The following is a 21614-nucleotide window of genomic DNA, read 5'->3' on the forward strand; positions in this document are numbered from 1 at the left end:
GGTCTTTTAATTTAAGCCGATGATAGACAGTGCCAGGATTCTTGAAGTACTCAATAGCTCCGCAAGTGTGAATTTGCTAAAGCTGAGGAACAGGGATATTGTGATAGAATTCCTTATCTATACTTTTATAAATGATGGACCTACCGTTTCCTCTGATCATGTTCATTCTTTGCTGGCTGATTTCCTGGAAATTAAGCAGGTGGATAATGATGAAGAGAACGAAATTGAAAGCTTCGACTCTTATGAGGTAAAGGCCAGAAAATATATAAGGAAATGGACAGATAGTGGTTTTTTAACCAATTATCAGGATGATCAGGGTGAAGTGTTTTACGAGATTTCTGCACATTCCAGTAAGACCATCGACTGGTTAATGAGCCTTCAAAAAAAGGAATTTGTAGGTACAGAATCCAGGTTTAAAGATATTGTCAATCAGTTGAAAGAATTGGTGGAGTTCACCAATGGTGATCGGGATAATCGTCTGGCCATTTTAGAAGAGAAACGCCTGGAAATTGAACACCAGATTGAACAGCTGAAAGCGGGTAAAAAAGTAAAGGTTTACCAGGATTATGAAGTCATTCCCAGATACAATCAATTGAATCAGGGTGCAAAAGAATTATTGTCTGACTTTAAAGAGGTCGAGGATAATTTTAAAAATATCACCCGCCAGATTTACCAGAAACATGCAGAAGGTAGTTTAACAAAAGACCACATCCTGGAATTTACTTTTGATGCTCTGGATCAGATTAAGGACAGTCAGCAGGGAAAAAGTTTTTACGCCTTTTGGTCTTTCTTATTGGATCCTGTATTACAGGAAGAATGGACTACATTATCTACCTCGTTATTCGAGAGACTGGATGAAAGAGGTATTGTAGTGGGGGATTTCTTCTTGAAAAACATGAAGAAATACTTGCATGCCTCTGGTCAGAAGGTTTACAAGGCAAATGATAAGATGGCGGAGAAGCTTGGTCGTATCATTAGAGAATCTGAGGGTTCCAAAATCCAGGTCACACACCACATTATTCAGGAGATTAAAACCATGTTAATCGCGGCGGGGAAGCAGGAGAACCGCCCGGATATCGGATTGGTATTGGAAGCGAACCTGGAAATCTATCCTTTCTTTGAACAGCGTTTAATGCTGGAGCAACCGGAGGAACTGCTATATAAAACCAGACCGAAACTGGCGGATAAAGATATCCTCAGTTCGCGTCATCTGGGTAAATTATTCGGCCAGACAAAGATCGATAAGGAAGTACTGCGAAAAAAAATCAGAACGGTATTGTCGGGTAGAGCCCGGGTTTCCCTGTTTGAGATTATTGAAGCAGATGGAGGGATTGCAGATGGCCTTCCAGAGCTGTTTGGTTATTTATCCGTAGCCAAGGAATTTAAACATACCATCAATCCGGAAAACACACAGCGTATTCTATTTGATGCCCATGGGCAGAAATCAATCAACGTACCTGAAGTAATTATATTGAAACCATCATAAGCAAAATGCTTTTAAATCATCATACACCCTTATGATGGCTTCATCACTTATAGAAACAAATATATTCTGACAATGAGTAATTTTGAAGATAAAATAAAGCCTTATTCCAAGGCAGTCATCAGACTGTTGAAAGGCCCGGTATATACTCAGTCGAGTGTCTGGGACGATATCATTCATTATCAGCGGGAAATTCAACACTATTTAAACGTAATTGGTCTGGAGCTGATCCTGAAAAAAGAAGAAGGTCTGGCTTTCTTTAAACAATTTGAAAATAATGAAGGCAATACCATGGGCTTGATCTCCCGTCGCCAGATAGGTTTTGAAACTTCCATTGTACTGGTGATTTTACGCCAGATGCTCGAGGATTTCGATAACAACCCCACACTGATCGATGGCAATGAAAAGTTTGTGAGCCATAAAGAGATTCGTGAAGAGATTGAATTGTTCCTACCTGAAAAATATAACCGCGTGAAATTCCTCAAAGAACTGGATAGCTATATCCGAAAAATTGTAGAACTGGGCTATTTAAAAGAATTACAGGAAGCAGATGCAGAGCCATTTTACAGAATTCAACGCATCATCAAGGAAAAAGTAACCCTGGATGTGTTAAAAGATTTTAAACTGAAACTGGAGGATTATGTATAGTTTATTTAGCACAAGTTCAGATAAAGCGGGATACCGATTGCAATACATGGAAGTGTATAATTGGGGTACCTTTGATGGGGAAATTTTTAAAATTTCGCCTAAAGGAAACAATTCCCTGTTAACAGGTGCAAATGCTTCTGGTAAAAGTACATTTATTGATGCCCTACTCACTTTATTGGTTCCGGTGAAAGGGGATCGCTTTTACAACCAGAGTTCTGGTGTAGAGAAAAAAGGGGATAGAACAGAAGAAACCTATGTGTATGGCCATTATGGTAACATTCAAAATGAGGGAGAGCTGAAGGCAACAACTCAAAAATTGAGAGATCATACTGCATACTCGGTTTTATTGGCATCATTTGAAAATACAGAAGGACAGGTAATCACCTTGTTTCAGGTGCGTTGGTTTAGCAATGGGGAATTGAAAAGAAGTTTCGGAATTGCTCATGTACCACTGGAAATAGAAAAGGATTTTGGCCAGTTTGATGGTAAAGGGATCTGGAAAAGACGCCTGGAGAAAATATACAACTATGCCGTTTCTAAAAAGCGTATAGAGTTTTTAGACGGTCCAACAAAATATGCGGAAAGACTGGCGCATCTTTTTGGGATGCGTTCTGTAAATGCGTTGAGCCTGTTCAATCAGGTAGTAGGGGTAAAAGTACTCGAGGATCTGGATGAGTTTATCCGTATGAACATGCTGGAATATCAGGATGCAGAAGCGGAGTTTATCCAGCTGAAAGAAAGTTTTATCACCTTAATGGATGCGAAAACTAACATTGAAAAGGCAAAGGAACAGATTGCACAGTTGACACCTATCAATGACCTGGCGACTCAGCTTTCGGAAATTGAAACCAAATTGGATGTTCTGCAAAAAGATAAAGACACTGCCGTATTCTGGTTTGCCGGAAAAGGTGTGGAACTGATTACTGCCAAACTCGAGAAAAACAAAGAGGTGCTATTGCAGCTAAAAACCGATCTTATTCAACTGAAGGAAAAAGATGAAGCAGCAAGAAAGCAGGAAAGAGCCCTTTCTATGTCCATAGAAAATGAAGAAGTTTGGAAGCAAATTGAAAAGATTGAAGAGGAGATCAAGCATGCTGAGAAACTGAGGAATCACCGTCAGCATAAACTAGACAGCTACAACCGTTTGGTAAATGAGCTGGGCCTTCCTCAAAATCCAGATGCGCTGGTGTTTGCAGATTCAAGAGCGTTAACGCAGGAAAAGCGCGCAGAAGGAGATGCTCAACGCGAACTGGAAGAAGAAAAGAAAAGACAGATCAAGAATGAGATCGATCGCCTACAGGAAGAAGTAGATAACTTGTTGGCAGTTGTTGGCTCATTGCAGAAAAATAAAAACAACATCTCCGGAAGAGAAGCTGATATTAGGGAAGATATCCTTATTCATATAGGTGCCACTAAGGATGAATTGCCATTTATCGGGGAACTGATTCGTGTAAGGGAAGAAGACCTGGAATGGGAGCCAGCCATAGAGAAAGTGCTTCATAATTTCGCATTAAGGCTGATTGTGCCCGAAAGATATTACAATGAAGTCAATGCTTATGTAAATAGAACCAATCTGAAAGGACGGATTACTTATCAGCGATACAAAGGTTTTACCTCTATGGGAAGCCTGCGCAAAAAGTCCTATGATGGAGATTTGTTGGTCAACAAGCTGGAATTCAAAGAAGGTAGTGAGTATTCTGAATGGTTAGAAGATGCGATTGCTGGACAGTACAATTACAGTTGTGCCGAAAGTCTGGAAGAGTTTAACCGCTATGAAGAGAAAGCACTGACGAAAGAAGGGCTAATCAATGCAGTTAAAGGAAAGCACGAAAAAGACGACCGTCCGCACATCACCAGAAGAGAAAACTTTGTACTTGGTTGGGACAATAAGGATAAAATAAACCTCCTAAAAAAGGAAATATCAGTTTTCCAGGAACAGCAAAAGGAAAACCATGGGCAGTTGGAATTCATCAACCAATCGATTAAGAAGATTGATGAACTGAAGGAGAAATTTTACCAGTTGTATTCTGATTATGCGGTCTTTGAAGATTTGAACTGGGTAGTGTATGCACAGGAGATTGAGGAGAAAAAGGTTGTAAAAGAAAGTCTGGAGAAAACCAATGATAAGGTTAGGGAACTGCAGAAACAATTGGAAATCGTAAAAGGGCAGTTAGACGCTATTGATAAAGAAAAAGAGCGTAGCGTGAAGCTAAAGCACGATACGGAATGGATGAAGCAAAGCCTGGAGAAAGAGTTGGCTATGAATAAGGAAACATTAGCTGTTTTTGATGGGCACGAGCTGGATGTTACAACTTTTGAAGCTAGTCATGAACATTTGTTGAATATTCAGCATGCTAATTTTAAAGCTACTCAGGACAGTTTCCGTGAGCAAAATATGAATCTTGGAAATGACCTGCGCTCTGATAAGGTTAAAAAAGAAAATGCCGCCAGAATTAAGATCAATAACTTTAAACAACCCAATGAGCAATTGGTACAGCGTTTTAAAGATTGGCGTTCTGATGTCAATGGCTTACCGGATTCTACGAATCTGGAATTCATTGCGGAGTATCAAAGAAGACTACAGCAGCTCAAGGAAGACAATCTGCCTAAGTACGAGCAGAAATTTGAGGCCTATCTGCAGGAAACGATCATTAATAAAATTGGTGACTTCAGGATGTTCTTCGAAAACTGGGCGGAGTCTATCAAAGAAAACGTCAAAGTCTTGAATGAAGCATTATTTGAGATTGACTTTAAAAGTACTCCTAAAACTTATATTCAACTGGTAGCTCCGGATCGCATCTATGAAGATGTGAGAACTTTTAGAACATTATTGAATAATGCCATTCCTAATGGACAGGAAGCTGATGACTTGATTGAAGGAAAGAAACGTCATTTTGACCTGCACATTGAGCCATTAATCGAGAAGTTAGAAAAAGAAGAGTGGCGCAAGAAGGTGATGGATGTACGTTCATGGTACAGTTATAAAGCAGAAGAGTTTTATAAGGAAACCGGTCAGAAATACAAAACTTATGAGAACATGGGCCAGCTGTCCGGTGGAGAAAAGGCACAGTTGACTTATACGATCCTGGGATCTGCAATTGCATACCAGTTCGGCCTCACAAAAGAAGGATTACAAAACAATTCCTTCCGTTTTATTGCCATCGATGAGGCTTTCAAGGCACAGGATGAAGATAAAGCACGCTATCTGATCACATTGTGTAGACAATTGCATTTACAATTGCTTGTCGTAACACCTAGTGATAACATACATATCGTGGAAAATGACATCTCTTTCGTTCATTTCGTGGAGCGTAAAGATGAAAGGCATTCCTGGCTGTATGACATGCCAATTGAACAGTTTAAAGCAGAAAGAGAACATTTTGTAAGGGACTAAGCCTTTGTAATTCTTTGCTGTAATTTTTCAGGCCCAGCTCTCTTAATTGTTGGAGGTTGGGCCTGTTTAATATTTAACAAAGGCTCTTTGGTTTCTTCTTGAAATCATTGATGATGTTTAAAGATCTGTGTATAATTTGTGGAAGAGAGAGGTACCGTAAAACCAAAGAAAGATTAAATGGAAAAAATGTAGCATAAACATTAACCTGTTGAAGTCATGTTTGCAAAATTACCTTGAAAATGAAATGATTTTTAGGGAAATAAAGAGCCTCCTATCGGAATCGAACCAATGACCTACTGATTACAAGTCAGTTGCTCTACCAGCTGAGCTAAGGAGGCTTTTATTGTGGGTCAAGAGTAAATAAATGCCCTTGATTTCCTGGTGAGGCCACAAAAGTAGGATTTTCTTTTGTTCTGACAAATTATTTTTTGAATAATTTCAGAGTTTTTAAAGGTGTTTGTGCTGATTGATGTTTAACTGATTAAAAATCAACAATTTTAGTGACTGCCCTTTCTGAAGAAAATTTTTTGAAAACTGAAAAGTCAGAAAGGGCAGGGATATTTTAATCAGGGATTTGATAAATTGCCATTACCGGAAGATGGTCGGAAGCCTCAATATTTGGAAATACCTGATGCGAAACTACCTTCATCCGACTTCCTCTTTTTAATAAAATAAAGTCGATTTCCTCTTTGGGCTCATCCTGAGGGATAGTGGGAGCACAATTTTCTGTACAGCTGCGGGTAAAATGTTGTTCCAGAATTTTCATGGCAGGAGTAGTTGAAGTTAGGTTTAGATCCCCTGCCAGAATCACATCGGTTTTACTTTTCCCTAGAATGCGATTGATCTCCTGTACCTGGAGCATTCGATGTTCATTGTTCAGATCCAAATGTGTGCATGCAAATGTTAAGGGCTTTCCATTGGTCATGCTAACCTGGATCAGTGCCAGACTACGGGCTTCAGCTTCCAGCCCTTCTTTTGAAGGTAGTGGATAACGTGTGGCATTTTTAATCGGATATTTGGAAAGTATACCTACACCATATTCTCCGCCTTCAAAATCTATCCCTTTGGAAAAGAAATAAAACATGCCTGTAAGTTCGGCCAGTTGTTTCAATTGATCAATTTGTCCGGTTCTTTTAGTCAGTTTATCGATTTCCTGTAAGGCCACTAAGTCTGGCGTATGCTGATTAATAACCTTTGCAATAGCAGGTAAGTCTATTGTCCCTGGACTTTTGGGAGGGTTTCCGTGATGGATGTTGTAAGTCATCACTTTGAGTGTTTTTGATTTAGCTTGCGCCTTAAGCTGGCTGCTTGTCAGATTACATAGCAGTAAGACCGCGCAAAAAGCGAAAAGCAAATAATGGGTGGTTTTTTGCATAAATATTTGGTTCTAATTTGTGGTTGTGATTTTATTGATTGGTTTTCTAGGTCGGTTATTTTGGTGTTTCTGATAGTCAAGTTGTATGAATTGGTCCTTAAGTTAATAAGATTTGTGACTTTATGATCACCCGTAAATCTGGTTTTTAACATAATCATACTTGATTTGGAATATCAAACGTTTGCGCAGTCCATCGCGGAATTTTTCGGGTTATCCCGGCTATATTCGGAAAAGAGATTTAATTAAACGATATGGAAAGAAGGAAATTTTTAGCGACAGTATCAATGGTAGGAATGGCTGGAGCAATACAGCCAGGCGAACTTTTAGCAATAGAAAAACAAGCTGCACTTACTGGAAACAAGTCTAAAAATGACCGTGAATACTGGTGGAGGCTTTTGTATAAAATCGCCAACCCGGTAACAGAGAACCTGGCCAATGGAACCTTAAAAAAGAATATGCTGGTGGAGAAATCTCCAAAATTCGACAACAGGTCTATACACGTCACTTATCTTGAGGCTGTAGGCAGAACTTTTGCCGGCATTGCGCCCTGGTTATCCTTACCCGACGACGCTACCGAGGAAGGGATTTTTAGAAAAAAGATGAGAAATGAGGTGCTGCAAGGGCTGACAAGCTGTTTTGACCCTTCCAGCCCGGATCAATTGAATTTTAAAACCGATTATCAGCCTATTGTGGATGCAGCCTATTTGGCGCAGACTTTTATACGGGCACCAAAAGCCCTGTGGGAACCCTTAAATGCGGTTACTAAAGACAGCGTTATCACCGCTTTTAAATCTCTGAGAAACCGTAAGCCTTTCAATAGCAACTGGCTTTTGTTCGGATCGATTACTGAGGCATTCCTTCTGTCAATTGGAGAAGAACCCGATGTAGAAAGATTAAATAAAGGTCCTAAGAAACTCAATGAATGGTATAAAGGTGATGGTTGTTATGGCGATGGGCCAAATTTTGCTTTTGATTACTATAACTCCTTTGTGATTCACCCTATGATGGTTGATGTCATGAAAATCATGATGGATAAGGGCATGGTCACTGCAAAAGAATATGAATTGGCTTTGTCGAGGATGGTCAGGTATGCTGTCGGACAGGAGCGTATGATTTCTCCTGAAGGCACCTTCCCACCTATAGGAAGATCCATTACCTATCGTACCGGAGCTTTTCAGGCTTTAAGTCAGGTGGCCTTGATGGAAAAACTTCCAGATAGCATAAAACCTGCACAGGTACGTTCCGCATTAACCCAGGTGAAGAAAAATATGTACGATGTCCCTGGAACATTTGACCAAAACGGATGGCTATTACTAGGCTTTGTAGGCCATGATCCGGATATTGCAGATTACTATACCTCTACAGGAAGTTTGTATATGGCTACACTTTCTTTTTTGCCTCTTGGATTACCTGCTGCGAATGAGTTTTGGACTGGACCGGAAGTAGACTGGACCGCAAAAAAGGCTTGGAGTAGTCAGCGGTTCCCGAAAGATTATCATGTAGATTATTAAACAAGAGCACTTTTCATTATTAAAATTCTGATATTTAGAATTCCCTAATGAAAGGCTTATGTTCAAGAGAGTTATCTGCTGTTTATCTTTGCTGTTTTGTTTGTGTTGCATTTATAGTAACCCTGTATTTGCTCAAAAAAAAGGTAAAGGTGCTGGCCGACCGAAGATCGGACTGGCTTTAAGTGGGGGTGGAGCAAAAGGGATGGCCCATATAGGCTTGTTAAAGCTTATTGATTCCTTAGGAATAAAAATTGATTACATTTCCGGCACGAGTGCAGGCGGTATCTTTGGGGGGTTATATGCGATTGGTTATTCTCCGGATACTTTGAAAAAGATTGCGCTAAGGATCAATTGGCGTAGAGTATTGAGTAATAAGGTTTCCTTGAGACAAATCAATATTGAGGAAAAAGATGAGTACGACAATTACATGATTGAATTTCCGGTTTTGGGAGGTAGGCCGAGATTGCCTAGTGCCTTGATTGAAGGACAATATATCTCTGAAATCCTCAATACATTAACTTATCCGGCCAAACACATTAACGATTTTAATAAACTTCCAATTCCTACTACCATTACTTCTTCAGATATCGTAAATGGAGGATTGATTTTGCAACATAAAGGCTCGTTGCCATTGGCAATCCGGGCAACATTGGCTATTCCAGCCGCTTTTGCACCAGTGTATATAGATGGACATCTATTAGTTGACGGAGGATTAGAACGTAATTTTCCGGTTCAGGAAGTCAAAGATATGGGAGCTGATATTGTTATTGGTGGTTACACAGGCTTTCGTTTGTTCACGGAGAAGGAAATTGAAAACCCAATGAAACTGATCTATCAGACCCATGCCTTCAGATCGGTAGAGGATTCAAAAAAGCAGGAGGCTCTGGCAGATGTGGTGGTCGACTTTACCCAGGCACTTAGTGATTTTTCCGCCGCCGACTTTTATAAAAACAAGCGTATTATTGAAATCGGAGAACAGGAAGTCAGGAAATACTTGCCCCAATTGATAAAGATCGCCGAAGACCAGAAAAAATACAAACTTGAAGATAGTCTTTCAAGAGAAGTAGCAGACCCTAATTTACCAGTTACAAGAATTGTCTACATGAATGATAAAGGTTTTCCTTTAGACTTGCCGGTAATGGAACAATTTGCTAAATCCCGCCTCAATCTTAAAACAGGGCGGGCCATAAAAGTGAAAAAATTGAACGAAGGAGTGGCAGATCTTTTTGGAACACAGTTTTTTGATAAAGTATATTACACTTTTGAGAATAATGCGGATACGGCTTTAACACTCAATATAAGGCTTAAACAGGGGAAACCTGGTGTGTTTAAAGCCGCTGTACATTATGATACAGAACAGAGCGCCGGACTGATTATCAATTATACCTACCGGAATATTTTTCTGAGAAAATCGAGGCTTCTGGCTACTGTGGATCTTTCAGAACGTTTTAAAGGGCGTTTTGACTATTATAAATTTATCAATAGCAGCAGTCGTTTATGGCTAAAAGCTTCTTTTAATTATCAGGCATTACAAAACAATTCTATCCTTTACAGATTGATTTCTGATGAGAATTATTTCAATAATACATTAAATACAGAGCTGGCACTAGGCTATAGCCTTGGGCGCTCCAGTTCTATTGCATTAAGCATCAGTAATGAAAATGAGGCCATCAAACGTGGCCCCAATCTATTTAAACGTTTCTTTGGGGAAGGGAATGACATTCGTACTTTGTATCGCCATAGCAATGAGGCCATGGCAGTGTTATTCAGGCAGAATACACTAGACAATCTCTATTATCCTAAACGAGGAAATGTGTTGACCATCCAGGCAAAATATATATTTAACAATAGAATTAGCACCAAAATACCGGACTCTACAGATACAAAAGGTCAATTGATTTATGATTTCCTAAATCCGCCACCAGATGGCTTACCTGGAAAGGTGTTCAGGTTCTTCCTGAATGAAAACTATGTGGCACAATTGAACGGGAGAATCTCCCTGAATGCAAATGCAACCTGGGGATTTAATTATTCGGCCAAATATGGTTTCGACCCTTTGTATATGTATGAAAATGCCAATTTCACTATGGGGGGGATCGATCCTCGTCAGGATATCGGACAAAGCAATTTTATCGGATTAAAGCGCGGTGAGTTTGGGCTGGCAAATTTGACTAGTTTCGGCCTCGCCTTGCAATATAACCTGAGGGGTAATCTTTACCTGACGCCACAGGTAAATCTGGCCTGGGAAAACCGAGGGTTTAATCCTTTTAATGTAGCTTTCGATAATGATTATCTTTTTGGATATGGTGCAAAATTGGGATACATGTCATTTATAGGACCGATCAATTTTGCCATTGCCAAAACTAACGGTTTTGAACGGAATCCCTGGAGAATGTACCTTTCTATTGGCTTTAAATTTTAACTTCAATAGTCATTTCTACGGCTTGTAAGGCTAAGTCTTTATGGTATCTCCGACAGTATAATTCTATAATTGATTCTTTTTGCTAAAACTATTTATATATTCGTTTATAGGCTATTTGGAAGGATTGTGATTTAGGATCTTTGTAGTATATTGCCTTTTTAAAATAGTATCATTACAACCAAATATTTTTTCGAAATGAAAAGAAGATCATTTATTCAAAAAGCAGGCCTCCTTGGGGCAGGGTTAATGGCCAGCGACCTGGTATCTTTTGCTACTGCACCAGATGTTTCAGGGGCAATGTCGACTTTCCCAACTGTAAGGGTTCCCCTTGCTTCACGTCATTTCAATAGTAAAGCTGTAGAAAGCGCAATTACGGAGTTTTCTGCTAATGTGAAAAACAAAGAAATGGCCTGGTTATTTAATAACTGTTTCCCAAATACGCTAGATACCACTGTAACTTATACTGAAAAGGCTGGTAAACCAGATACCTATGTGATCACTGGTGATATCGATGCCATGTGGCTGCGCGACAGTACTGCACAGGTTTGGCCTTATTTGCCTTTCCTTAAAAAAGATAAACCTTTGAAAAATTTGGTAAATGGGGTGATCAATCATCAGGTGAAATGTATCCTGAAAGATCCTTATGCCAATGCCTTTTATAACGATCCAAATAAACTAGGAGAGTGGAAGAACGACGTCACAGATATGAAACCAGGGTTACATGAACGTAAATGGGAGATCGATTCACTATGTTATCCAATTCGTTTAGCCTACCGTTACTGGAAAGAAACAAATGATACTACTCCATTTGATGCCGACTGGCAGTCATCGGTAAAACTGACCTTAAAGACTTTTAAAGAGCAGCAACGTAAAGAAAACGATGGACCTTATTCTTTCCAGCGTCATACTTCATGGGCTACTGATGGTGTACCAATGATGGGATATGGATATCCTGTAAAACCAGTAGGATTAATCTGCTCTACTTTCCGTCCGAGTGATGACGCTACTGTTTTTTCATTTTTAGTCCCTTCAAATTTCTTCGCTGTAGTGAGTTTAAAACAAGCTGCGGAGATTTTTAGAGCTATAAAAGCTGATGAACAAACTGCCAAAGACCTCGATGCATTGGCGCTTGAGGTACAGGATGCCCTGCAGAAGTATGCGGTATTTAATCATGAAAAATATGGTAAAGTATATGCTTTTGAAGTGAATGGCATGGGCAGTTATAACATTATGGATGATGCGAATATCCCTAGCTTATTGGCGTTACCATACCTTGGCGCAGTTGCTGCCGAAGATCCAATTTACCAGAACACACGTAAAATGATTCATTCTTTAGATGATAACCCTTTCTTTTTTAAAGGGACAGCTGGAGAAGGAATCGGTGGGCCACATATCGGTAAGGATATGATCTGGCCAATGAGTATCATTGCAAGGGGACTGACCAGCTCAGATGATAAAGAGATTAAGTTATGCCTGGATATGTTGCAGAAGTGCCATGGAGATACTGGTTTCATGCATGAATCATTCCATAAAAACGATCCGAAGAAGTTCACCAGAGCATGGTTTGCCTGGACAAATACGATCTTTGGAGAATTCCTTTGGAAAACCTACAAAGAAAGGCCACATTTATTGGCTTAATTATTAAGGCATTAAATAAGAAATACTTTAAACAAGAAAGGCTCCTGAATTAAATCCAGGAGCCTTTCTTGTTTACTGCCCTTATGTCTAAATACGGTTCAGTGCCAAAATTGCTGAATTTTTGTTGCTTTCACTTGAAATCATCCTGTTAAAATAATCGCATTCTTGATTTGTTTAGCATTTATCGATGTTTATTTCTAAATGTTATATTTGTTATAGGGCATGAGAATTGCTCAACATAGATTGATTATCCCCATGAAAATACCTAGTCTACCCTTAAACGAAAAGGAACGTGTCCAGGCGTTAAAAGGTTATCAAATCCTGGATTCACCTGCTGAAAAAGAGTTCGACAGAATTACGGAGTTAGCTGCGCTGATTTGTGAGGCTCCAGTTTCATTGATAACTTTATTGGATGAAAACAGGCAGTGGTTTAAATCAAAAAAAGGCATTTCTGAGATGGAAACGCCCCGGGAAATTGCATTTTGTCAATATACCATCCTTTCTGAATCCCTGTTAGAGGTAGAAGATGCCACTAAAGACGCTAGGTTTAAAAATAATGTTTTAGTTACTGCTGCTCCAAATATCAGATTTTATGCGGGTTACCCATTAATTGATCCTTCTGGGTTTGCGATCGGTTCACTATGTGTACTGGGCCCAGAGCCAAAAGTCATGACTGATTTGCAAAAGAACGCCCTCATTTTATTGGCCAAACAAGCCATGGCACTCATCCTATATCGTAGAGAACGAGCAGAGCATCAGTATTTTGATCAGCTCTACGAATTGTCAAACGATTTGATTTGTATTGCCGGTTTGGACGGCTTCTTTAAAAAAATTAATCCTGCATTTGAAAGAATACTTGGCTGGAAATCAAAACAGTTGATGTCTCATAGTTTTTTTAGTCTGGTCCATCCGGATGATTTGGTGAGTAGCTTTAAAGAGCTGGAAAAGCTCAGTGCTGGAAAAAGTACAATTAATTTTGTGGCCCGTGTTTTAGCATCTGGTGGTGAGTATAAAGTGCTGCAATGGACAGCCACACCAGAACCCGGAACGGATCATGTATTTGCGATTGCCCGGGACATTAGTCTGGAAAATGAACGGGATGAAAAGATTCGTCTGAGTGAAAATAACATGAGATCCTTTTTTGAAAACTCGCAGGGATTGATGTGTACCCATGATATGAAAGGGGCTTTCATCTCCGTAAATATTGCAGGAGCCTTGTTGTTAGGGTATACCCCAAAGCAGCTTTCAAAAATGAGTCTGTTTAACCTTACGCTAGAAAAGCAACAACCTTTTGTGGAGGCGTATCTGCAAGAAATGGAGAAAAAAGGGAGAGCTTCGGGTTTGATGACCATCCTGCATAAAGACGGTTCTTCAAGGGTTTTATTCTACAATAATGTGGTAGAACATGACCTTTCCGGACAAAAGTATGTGATTGTTAATGCAATAGATGTTACCGAGAAACATCGCCTGGAAAGGGAGTTGGAAAGAACTACCAAAATGTTGGAACAAACCAGTCAGGTGGCACAAATTGGAGGTTGGGACTTAGACTTGGGGCATCAATTGCTAAGCTGGACGGAAATCACCAGGCAAATCCATGAAGTCTCTTCAGATTTTGAACCATTGGTGGAAACTGCATTAAAATTTTATAAAGAAGGTGAACACCGCGAGAAAATAACCAATACCATAAAGAAGGCGATCGAACTCGGTGAATCCTGGGACCTGGAGCTGCTGTTGATCACAAATAAAGGAAAAGAAATATGGGTACGCGTGCTTGGACACGCAGATTTTGAAAGAGGTGTCTGTAAGCGCTTATATGGTACATTTCAGGACATTGACGAGAAGAAACGTGTAGAAATTGCATTGTCAGAAGAAAAGGCCCGTCTTTCTGCTTTTGTAAGCCATGCGCCTGCAGCTGTGGCGATGCTGGATAGTGCACTGTGTTATATTGTGGTCAGTAACCGTTGGTTGGAAGAGTATCAGTTGCAAGGAACCGATTTGTATGGGAAATCACATTATGACGTTCTTCCGGAAATCAGCAGACATCGAAAAGAAGTATTTAAGCGTTGCCTTGAGGGGGAGGTGATCAAAAATGAAACCGATATTTTGAGGCCTGAAGGTTGGGATCATGATCAGTATATTCGCCTGGAGTTGCGTCCATGGTATCAGTTTGATGGGAAAATTGGAGGGATTATGATCTATAGTCAGGACATCACTGAAAGTAGTACTCAAGGACTTGAGCTGAATAAAGCCAAGGAGCAGGCGGAACATGCGAGTCTGGCAAAATCAGAATTTCTGGCGAATATGAGCCATGAAATTCGTACGCCGCTTAATGGGGTGATTGGTTTTTCAGATCTGATGTTGAAAACAGAACTGAATCCTATCCAGGAGCAATACCTCACCATTATAAATGAGTCTGCCAATGCGCTGTTGGGAATCATTAGTGATATCCTCGACTTCTCAAAGATCGAATCTGGAAAACTAGAACTTGAAATCGAAAAGTGTGATCTTTTTGAGTTAGGGAACCAGGCAATCGACATCAATATGTATCAGGCACAACGGAAAGCCTTGGAAATCAAATTGAACATCGACAAAGCTTTGCCCGGCTTTATCTGGACGGATTGGGTTCGTCTTAGACAAATACTGATCAACCTTCTAAGTAATGCAGTTAAATTCACAGAGAAAGGTGAAATTGAACTTAAGATAATGGCCTTAGCCCCTAAGGAAGAAGGTTTAATGAACATTCGTTTTCAGGTAAGAGATACCGGAATCGGCATTAAATCAGATAAACAAGGTAAAGTATTTGAAGCTTTTTCTCAGGAAGATGGTTCAACTACTAAAAGATATGGAGGAACCGGGTTGGGGTTAAGTATTTCTAACCAGTTATTAGGTCTGATGGGAAGTAAACTCGAACTCATCAGTTGCCTTGGAGTGGGAAGTACTTTTTTCTTTGATCTCCAGCTAAAAGTAGAAGATTTCGCTGCTGTGGACTGGAACACTGATGCCGCAAAGAAAAAATCCCTGGCTAATGGGGGAATAGACCATTTGATGACGAATATGGAGCGTATTCAGCAGCAGATTCACGTACTCATTGCTGAAGATAATCTGATCAATATGCTGCTTGCCAAAACTATCGTTAAAAGGATAGTGCCAATGGCATTAATTCATGAAGCGGCTAATGGGCTGGAATGTTTAGCGCATTGTAAAGTGCAGGTTCCTGACCTCATTCTTATGGATGTTCAAATGCCAGAAATGAATGGCTATGAAGCAACCGCCTATATTAGGAATGAACTAGACCTTTTGGATGTACCTATTATCGCTTTAACCGCAGGAAATGTGAAGGGGGAAAAGGAAAAATGTATGGTTTCAGGAATGAATGACTTTCTTTCAAAACCAGTCCTGGAAGAAGAGATTGCAATGGTTTTCAAAAAATGGTTGAAATAGCAATCATTTGAAAAATGGAGACGGTTTAAATATGTTGTATATTATTCTGTTTAAACCGCCATCATAATTCTTATAACTGATCAGGTCAGTTTTTATTTACAACGCAAAATCTATAAATAGTCACTTGATCACACTTTAGCTGTGTTCTTTTAAGATATACCGGTTGCTGTATTGTGAGTAAAAGTAGCATCTTCAAATTTGGCTTTACTGTTAATTGACTTGAAAATTAAAGCTGCAAAGAATAGTCTTAATAGATTTTATAGGTGTGTTATTGCCAGTTATTTAGTTATAACTTGCTGTATTTCTATTTGTTTTTGTTTTGAAAGGACTCTCTGTTCATTAGGATTGAATATCTAACTAATTAATTTAATCTGTCACTGGAGAGGAGGAAGAACGTTCAGTTATAGAGTGATTTGTATGTGTGAAATTAGATGTTTCAATTTGGTTTAGCATTTTCTGTTTCAAATTGAAAGCGCTTTAGAATAGTGTTCTTTTTAGAAAACAATAATGGAATAAAGTTGCCTGGCGCTCCCTTTAAAAATATTAAAAAGGCTTATTCAAACGTTTGCGCGAAGAGATCTTGCTTACTAAATTGTATTTTCTTTTTAATGAAATAATTATAAAGGTGTTTTTTTTGTTCTGAATCCTTAGTCTTCGCTAAGTGCTCTTAATTAAATAGTTAGCTGAGAATTTGAAAGTCTGTTTTTAGAACTTTAAGGGGGGGTGGGTGATCTGGTTTCTTTATCAGTTATGTTTTTACACAACCGTTTGCGTAAACGAAAGCCCTTTAAAGTACTTTAAATAGTGATTACTATACGTAATATTGATTTAAATATTTCTTAACAACAAATTATAATGAAAAAAACAACCTCTTAAAACCGCAGGGATCTGGGTTTTAATGGCAGTGATGATCCTATTTGTGTTGGATGCCCTTGCTCTGGTTAAGCCCTGGGTTCAAAAAAACAACCTGAGGATTAAGCTTGCCGATATTGTTGTGAAAGGAACTTTGAAATACAGTGAAGGTCCATTACCATGCGTATCTGTAGTAGGAAGCTTCTTTTAACTGGAAAACAGGAAGTGGCTATTCTTTAACGGGTTATGGATTTCGTAAATTGGTAGATAAGTATGCAAATGCTATCCTTATTTGTTATGCGGAGCTTTTATTGACATATGCTGAGGCTAAAAATGAGGTTTCTGTTCGGGATATTACTATTTATGATGCTTTGGATCAAATCAGAACACGGGCAGTAATGCCAGTCCTGAACAGAACGAAATATGGTTTGAAAGAAACATGGAGAGAGCTTATCAGGGCAGAACGCATAGTTGAGCTCGCACAGGAAGGTCAACGTTTGCTGGGCATCAGAAGGTAGAAAATCGCTCCCGATGGAATGAAGACTATTATTGTTGTTGTAAACAACGGATTGGTAAAGAACCGGGTATGGTCAGATAAATTATATGCTATGCCTGTTCAACAGGTACAGATTGATAGGTCAAAAGGGGTACTGGTACAAACCCCTGGATATAACTAATCCACACAATTGTTCCGAAAAATAAATCAGCTGAAGGCCGTTTCCTTAAATGAGGTAAACGGCCTTCTAAATTAAGGATAAAAAAAATGGTTGGTATTTTATCAGTACCAGCGATATTTTTCAGTAGTAGATCTGATTATAAAATGATGTTTCTTTTAAAAGCACAACCCAATTCTATAATCGAATCTGTTTTCGAAATTCCCGGAATACTGTCCACTTTTTCATAAAGAATCTTCCTCATATGTTCATGATTTTTAGCAATGATTTTGATATACAAGGTGTAAATACCGGTAATGTAATAACACTCGGTGACCTCCGGTATTTTCTTTAATTCTTCAATGATCCGGTTAGAGTCACTATCTTTTTCCAGAGAGATCCCGGTAAAAGCTCCCCAATCATAACCTATTCTTTTTTCATCCAGTACAGGTTTAATCCCTGCTAATATCCCCTGTTCTATCAACCTGGATACCCTTTGATGTACCATGGTGTTCGATACACCTAATGTGCTTGCAATAGCCGAATAGGCCATTCGGCCATCTTTTTCAAGTTGTTTTAAAATTTGAACATCAAATTCATCAATAGCATCCATTGCGCTGTTTTAAGATTGGGTTTATTGCCGAATATCGGCAGTTTAAAGTTAAATAACGTTTTTTAATTGTATAAAAAGTCAAATTCTCTTTTTTAGTAGCGTTAAATAATAAATATCATTAACTTAGCCAGCCTACCAAATCATATAGTTACACATGAGAATTTCAGCAAATTTAAGTAAAGTCGAAACAGTTATCGAAAAAGAAAACAGATACGGTGCCCATAATTACCATCCCCTACCAGTAGTACTGGAAAAAGGAGAAGGCGTTTTTCTTTGGGACGTAGAAGGAAAAAAATACTATGATTTTCTGTCGGCTTACTCCGCTGTAAATCAAGGTCATTGTCACCCAAGAATTATTGGCGCTTTAAAAGAGCAGGCAGAAAAGCTGACCCTGACCTCCCGTGCTTTTTATAATAATAAGTTAGGAGACCTGGAAGAATTTATGTGTAAGCTGTTTGGTTATGATAAAGCGCTGATAATGAACTCTGGAGTGGAAGCGGTAGAAAGTGCTATGAAGCTTTGTAGAAAATGGGCTTATCAGGTAAAAGGTGTTCCAGCTAATCAGGCAAAGATTGTTTTTGCCAATGGAAATTTTCATGGCAGAACCATTTCTGTGATTTCTGCATCTGACGACGAAAGTGCAACAACTAACTTCGGCCCATTTGTTGACGGAATTCTTCGTGTTCCTTATAATAATGTGGAAGCTTTTGAAACCCTATTAAAGGAAGATAAAAATATTGCAGGATTTATCGTAGAACCCATTCAGGGTGAAGCAGGGGTAGTGGTGCCAGACAGTGATTACTTATCCCGTATTAACGCTTTATGTAAACAATACAATGTACTGTTTATTGCAGATGAAATTCAAACTGGCATTGCTCGTACTGGAGAGATGCTGGCCTCTTATGATATCAATTCAAAGGATAAAACCAATCAACCGGATATGATTATTTTAGGAAAGGCAATTTCGGGAGGAGTTCTACCCGTTTCGGCAGTATTGGCTAACGATGAAATTATGCTGACGATTAAACCTGGTGAACATGGCTCAACTTATGGGGGAAATCCGCTAGCATGTGCCGTAGCTCAGGAAGCTTTACAGGTAGTACTGGACGAAAATCTTACTGATAACGCAAAGAGATTGGGTGAAATCTTAAGAAATGGATTGGAAGCTATTGCCAAAAGAATAGGAATTATTGAGCAGGTGAGAGGCAAAGGATTGCTAAATGCAATTGTAATCTATTGCCCTGAAGATTCTAATATGGCATGGGATATTTGTGTTAAATTCCAGGAGAATGGATTATTGGCAAAACCGACTCAGGGTAACAAGATCCGTTTTGCACCTCCTTTGGTGATCACTGAAGCACAGATCAATGAATGTCTGGTCATTATTGAAAAATCATTATTGGAGTTTGCGAATCAACCTGTCAAGCCACATATCGGATAGAAATAACAATGGAATCCTGATCTATCATGTACATGATCAGATATTTAGTAAAAAACCCTGCCTGCAGTTTTAAAATGTGCAGGCAGGGCTTTTTTGATGTTTTTTTGATCCTGAACTAGGAAAGTTAATCAGTTAAGAAGCGATCGTTTCAGTTGTTCTCCTTATAGCGTTTTTTTTTACTATGGTAATAATGCCGGCAGTATCATAGCCGCAAAGCGCCCACAATTCCTGTTGTTCACCATGATCAATAAACTCATCAGGAATGCCAAGGCGGGTTACAGTAGCATTATATTGGTGATCGGCCATAAACTCTAACACAGCACTTCCAAGGCCGCCTTGCAGACAACCGTCTTCTACAGTGATAACGGTTTTATAGCGTTTGAATACATCATGCAATAATGCCTCATCTAGAGGTTTTACAAAGCGCATGTCGTAGTGCGCAGGATGAATACCTTCACTGTTTAACTCTTTACAAGCTTCTAAAGCAAAATTACCCACATGACCAATGGTCAATATCGCCACATCTTCTCCGTCACATATTTTTCGGCCTTTACCAATTTCTAATGCTTTGAAAGGACGTTTCCAATCCGTTAAAACACCATTTCCTCTCGGATAACGGATAGAAAAAGGACCTTGATTTTCCAATTGAGCAGTATACATCAGGTTTCGGAGTTCTTCTTCGTTCATTGGTGCGGCAATCGTCATATTTGGAATGCAACGCATGTATGCTAAATCGTATGCACCATGATGAGTCGCTCCATCAGAGCCCGCAAATCCTGCACGGTCTAGACAGAACACTACGTTCAGGTTTTGAATTGCCACATCGTGGATCACCTGATCATAAGCCCTTTGCATAAAGCTGGAATAGATATTACAGAAAGGAACAAGTCCTTGAGTAGCCAGTCCGGCAGAAAAGGTAACGGCATGTTGCTCTGCAATGCCAACATCAAATGCGCGGTTAGGCATTGCTTTCATCATGATATTCATAGAGGAACCTGATGGCATCGCAGGGGTAATACCTACAATTTTTTGATTCTCTTCTGCAAGTTCTACCAGAGTATGTCCGAAAACATCCTGATATTTTGGTGGCTGAGGTTTATCTACAGCTGATTTCTTGATCTCACCAGTAATTTTATCAAATAAACCCGGGGCATGCCATTTGGTTTGGTCTTTCTCTGCCAATGCAAAACCTTTGCCCTTTACCGTTACACAATGTAAGATTTTTGGGCCTGGAATGTCTTTTAAATCCTTAATGACCTGTGCCAAACGCACCACATCATGGCCGTCAACAGGGCCAAAATACCTGAAATTTAAGGATTCAAATAAATTGCTCTGGTTTAGTAAGGTACCCTTAATGCTTTTCTCAATTTTCTTTACAAACTTATGCGCATTTGGGCCAAGTTCAGAAAGTTTGATTAAAACACTGGAAATATCATCGCGGAAGCGATTGTATGATTTGGAAGTGGTAATGTTCGTTAAATATTCCTTTAAAGCCCCTACATTCGGGTCGATCGACATACAGTTGTCGTTCAGAATCACCAAAAGGTTGGAATTTTCAATACCTGCATGGTTTAAACCTTCAAAGGCAAGCCCAGCAGTCATCGCTCCGTCACCAATTACAGCAACATGTTGACGGTCTGTTTCTCCTTTATAATGAGAAGCTACAGCCATTCCTAATGCGGCGGAAATAGAGGTAGAAGAGTGACCAACACCAAATGTATCGTACTCACTTTCACTGATTTTTGGGAATCCGCTAATCCCATTAAGGAGGCGGTTGGTATGAAATACTGATTTTCTTCCGGTAAGGATTTTATGTCCGTAAGCTTGGTGGCCAACGTCCCAGACCAGTCTGTCGTAAGGTGTATTTAAAGCGTAATGTAAGGCTACTGTGAGTTCCACTACACCCAGACTTGCGCCAAAATGTCCTCCGTTTACACTCACTACATCTATGATGTACTGGCGCAGTTCCTGACAGATTTGTTCGAGATCTTCTTCTTTATACTGCTTTAAATCAGCAGGATAATTAATGTTCGGTAATAATGGACGGGTGATATCTTCCATGCAGTGATTTATAGAATAGAACTACAAAGTAAGGTATTTTGTTACCAAACTAAGAAGGAAAATCGTTAATTTTACAAATTAA

The 21614-nt window shown here is 39.4% G+C and carries 12 protein-coding genes, 1 tRNA gene and 1 pseudogene; 10 read left to right on the plus strand and 4 right to left on the minus strand.

The window, feature by feature from the left end; translation table 11 throughout:
• Nucleotides 1-19 precede the first annotated feature (19 nt).
• From R2Q94_RS02465 to R2Q94_RS02475, 3 genes are all read left to right on the plus strand, one after another.
• Complete coding sequence (locus tag R2Q94_RS02465; RefSeq protein WP_316819845.1) at nucleotides 20-1486, plus strand: DUF3375 domain-containing protein; 1467 nt, start codon at nucleotides 20-22, stop codon at nucleotides 1484-1486.
• A 72-nt stretch (nucleotides 1487-1558) separates the two neighbouring features.
• Entirely contained in the window at nucleotides 1559-2131 is a 573-nt protein-coding gene (locus tag R2Q94_RS02470) for a DUF4194 domain-containing protein (protein WP_316819846.1), read from the plus strand.
• The gene (locus R2Q94_RS02475) at nucleotides 2124-5525 is read left to right on the plus strand and encodes an ATP-binding protein (RefSeq protein ID WP_316819847.1); all 3402 of its coding nucleotides are present in this window, start codon (nucleotides 2124-2126) and stop codon (nucleotides 5523-5525) included. The genes R2Q94_RS02470 and R2Q94_RS02475 overlap by 8 nt, the downstream gene beginning before the upstream one ends.
• 265 nt (nucleotides 5526-5790) lie before the next feature.
• On the opposite strand, the gene R2Q94_RS02480 is transcribed toward R2Q94_RS02475, so the two are convergent.
• A tRNA-Thr gene (locus R2Q94_RS02480) sits at nucleotides 5791-5863 on the minus strand.
• Nucleotides 5864-6087: 224 nt separating this feature from the next.
• A complete protein-coding gene (locus R2Q94_RS02485) occupies nucleotides 6088-6789 on the minus strand; it encodes an endonuclease/exonuclease/phosphatase family protein (RefSeq protein ID WP_316819848.1) in 702 nt (233 codons plus the stop codon).
• A 362-nt stretch (nucleotides 6790-7151) separates the two neighbouring features.
• On the opposite strand from R2Q94_RS02485, the gene R2Q94_RS02490 reads away from it, so the two are divergent.
• The 6 genes and pseudogenes from R2Q94_RS02490 (at nucleotide 7152) to R2Q94_RS02515 (ending at nucleotide 17441) form a co-directional block, all read left to right on the plus strand.
• Nucleotides 7152-8411 (plus strand): DUF2264 domain-containing protein, encoded by a 1260-nt coding sequence (locus tag R2Q94_RS02490; RefSeq protein WP_316819849.1) that lies wholly within the window; start codon nucleotides 7152-7154, stop codon nucleotides 8409-8411.
• Nucleotides 8412-8469: 58 nt separating this feature from the next.
• On the plus strand, nucleotides 8470-10833 hold the full coding sequence (locus R2Q94_RS02495) for a patatin-like phospholipase family protein (protein ID WP_316819850.1): 2364 nt from the start codon (nucleotides 8470-8472) through the stop codon (nucleotides 10831-10833).
• A 195-nt stretch (nucleotides 10834-11028) separates the two neighbouring features.
• Nucleotides 11029-12471 carry a glycoside hydrolase family 125 protein gene (locus R2Q94_RS02500; RefSeq protein WP_316819851.1) on the plus strand — a complete coding sequence of 481 codons (1443 nt, stop codon included), beginning with the start codon at nucleotides 11029-11031 and terminating at the stop codon, nucleotides 12469-12471.
• Between the two features lie 255 nt (nucleotides 12472-12726).
• Complete coding sequence (locus tag R2Q94_RS02505; RefSeq protein ID WP_316819852.1) at nucleotides 12727-15912, plus strand: PAS domain S-box protein; 3186 nt, start codon at nucleotides 12727-12729, stop codon at nucleotides 15910-15912.
• Nucleotides 15913-17015: 1103 nt separating this feature from the next.
• Nucleotides 17016-17282, plus strand: a pseudogene (locus R2Q94_RS02510) (RagB/SusD family nutrient uptake outer membrane protein); the annotation flags it as partial.
• 18 nt (nucleotides 17283-17300) lie between these two features.
• Nucleotides 17301-17441 (plus strand): hypothetical protein, encoded by a 141-nt coding sequence (locus R2Q94_RS02515; RefSeq protein ID WP_316819853.1) that lies wholly within the window; start codon nucleotides 17301-17303, stop codon nucleotides 17439-17441.
• 136 nt (nucleotides 17442-17577) lie between these two features.
• Here R2Q94_RS02515 and R2Q94_RS02520 read toward each other — a convergent pair whose 3' ends face one another.
• Complete coding sequence (locus R2Q94_RS02520; protein ID WP_316819854.1) at nucleotides 17578-18030, minus strand: Lrp/AsnC family transcriptional regulator; 453 nt, start codon at nucleotides 18028-18030, stop codon at nucleotides 17578-17580.
• A gap of 154 nt (nucleotides 18031-18184) precedes the next feature.
• Between R2Q94_RS02520 and rocD the strand changes: the two genes are divergently transcribed.
• Nucleotides 18185-19471, plus strand: coding sequence for an ornithine--oxo-acid transaminase (rocD, locus tag R2Q94_RS02525; protein ID WP_316819855.1), 1287 nt, complete (start codon nucleotides 18185-18187; stop codon nucleotides 19469-19471).
• A gap of 132 nt (nucleotides 19472-19603) precedes the next feature.
• Here rocD and dxs read toward each other — a convergent pair whose 3' ends face one another.
• Nucleotides 19604-21532 carry a 1-deoxy-D-xylulose-5-phosphate synthase gene (dxs, locus tag R2Q94_RS02530; RefSeq protein WP_316819856.1) on the minus strand — a complete coding sequence of 643 codons (1929 nt, stop codon included), beginning with the start codon at nucleotides 21530-21532 and terminating at the stop codon, nucleotides 19604-19606.
• Nucleotides 21533-21614: the final 82 nt, after the last annotated feature.

Origin of the sequence: Pedobacter gandavensis (genome assembly GCF_032678465.1) — a bacterium.
GTDB lineage: Bacteria > Bacteroidota > Bacteroidia > Sphingobacteriales > Sphingobacteriaceae > Pedobacter > Pedobacter gandavensis_B.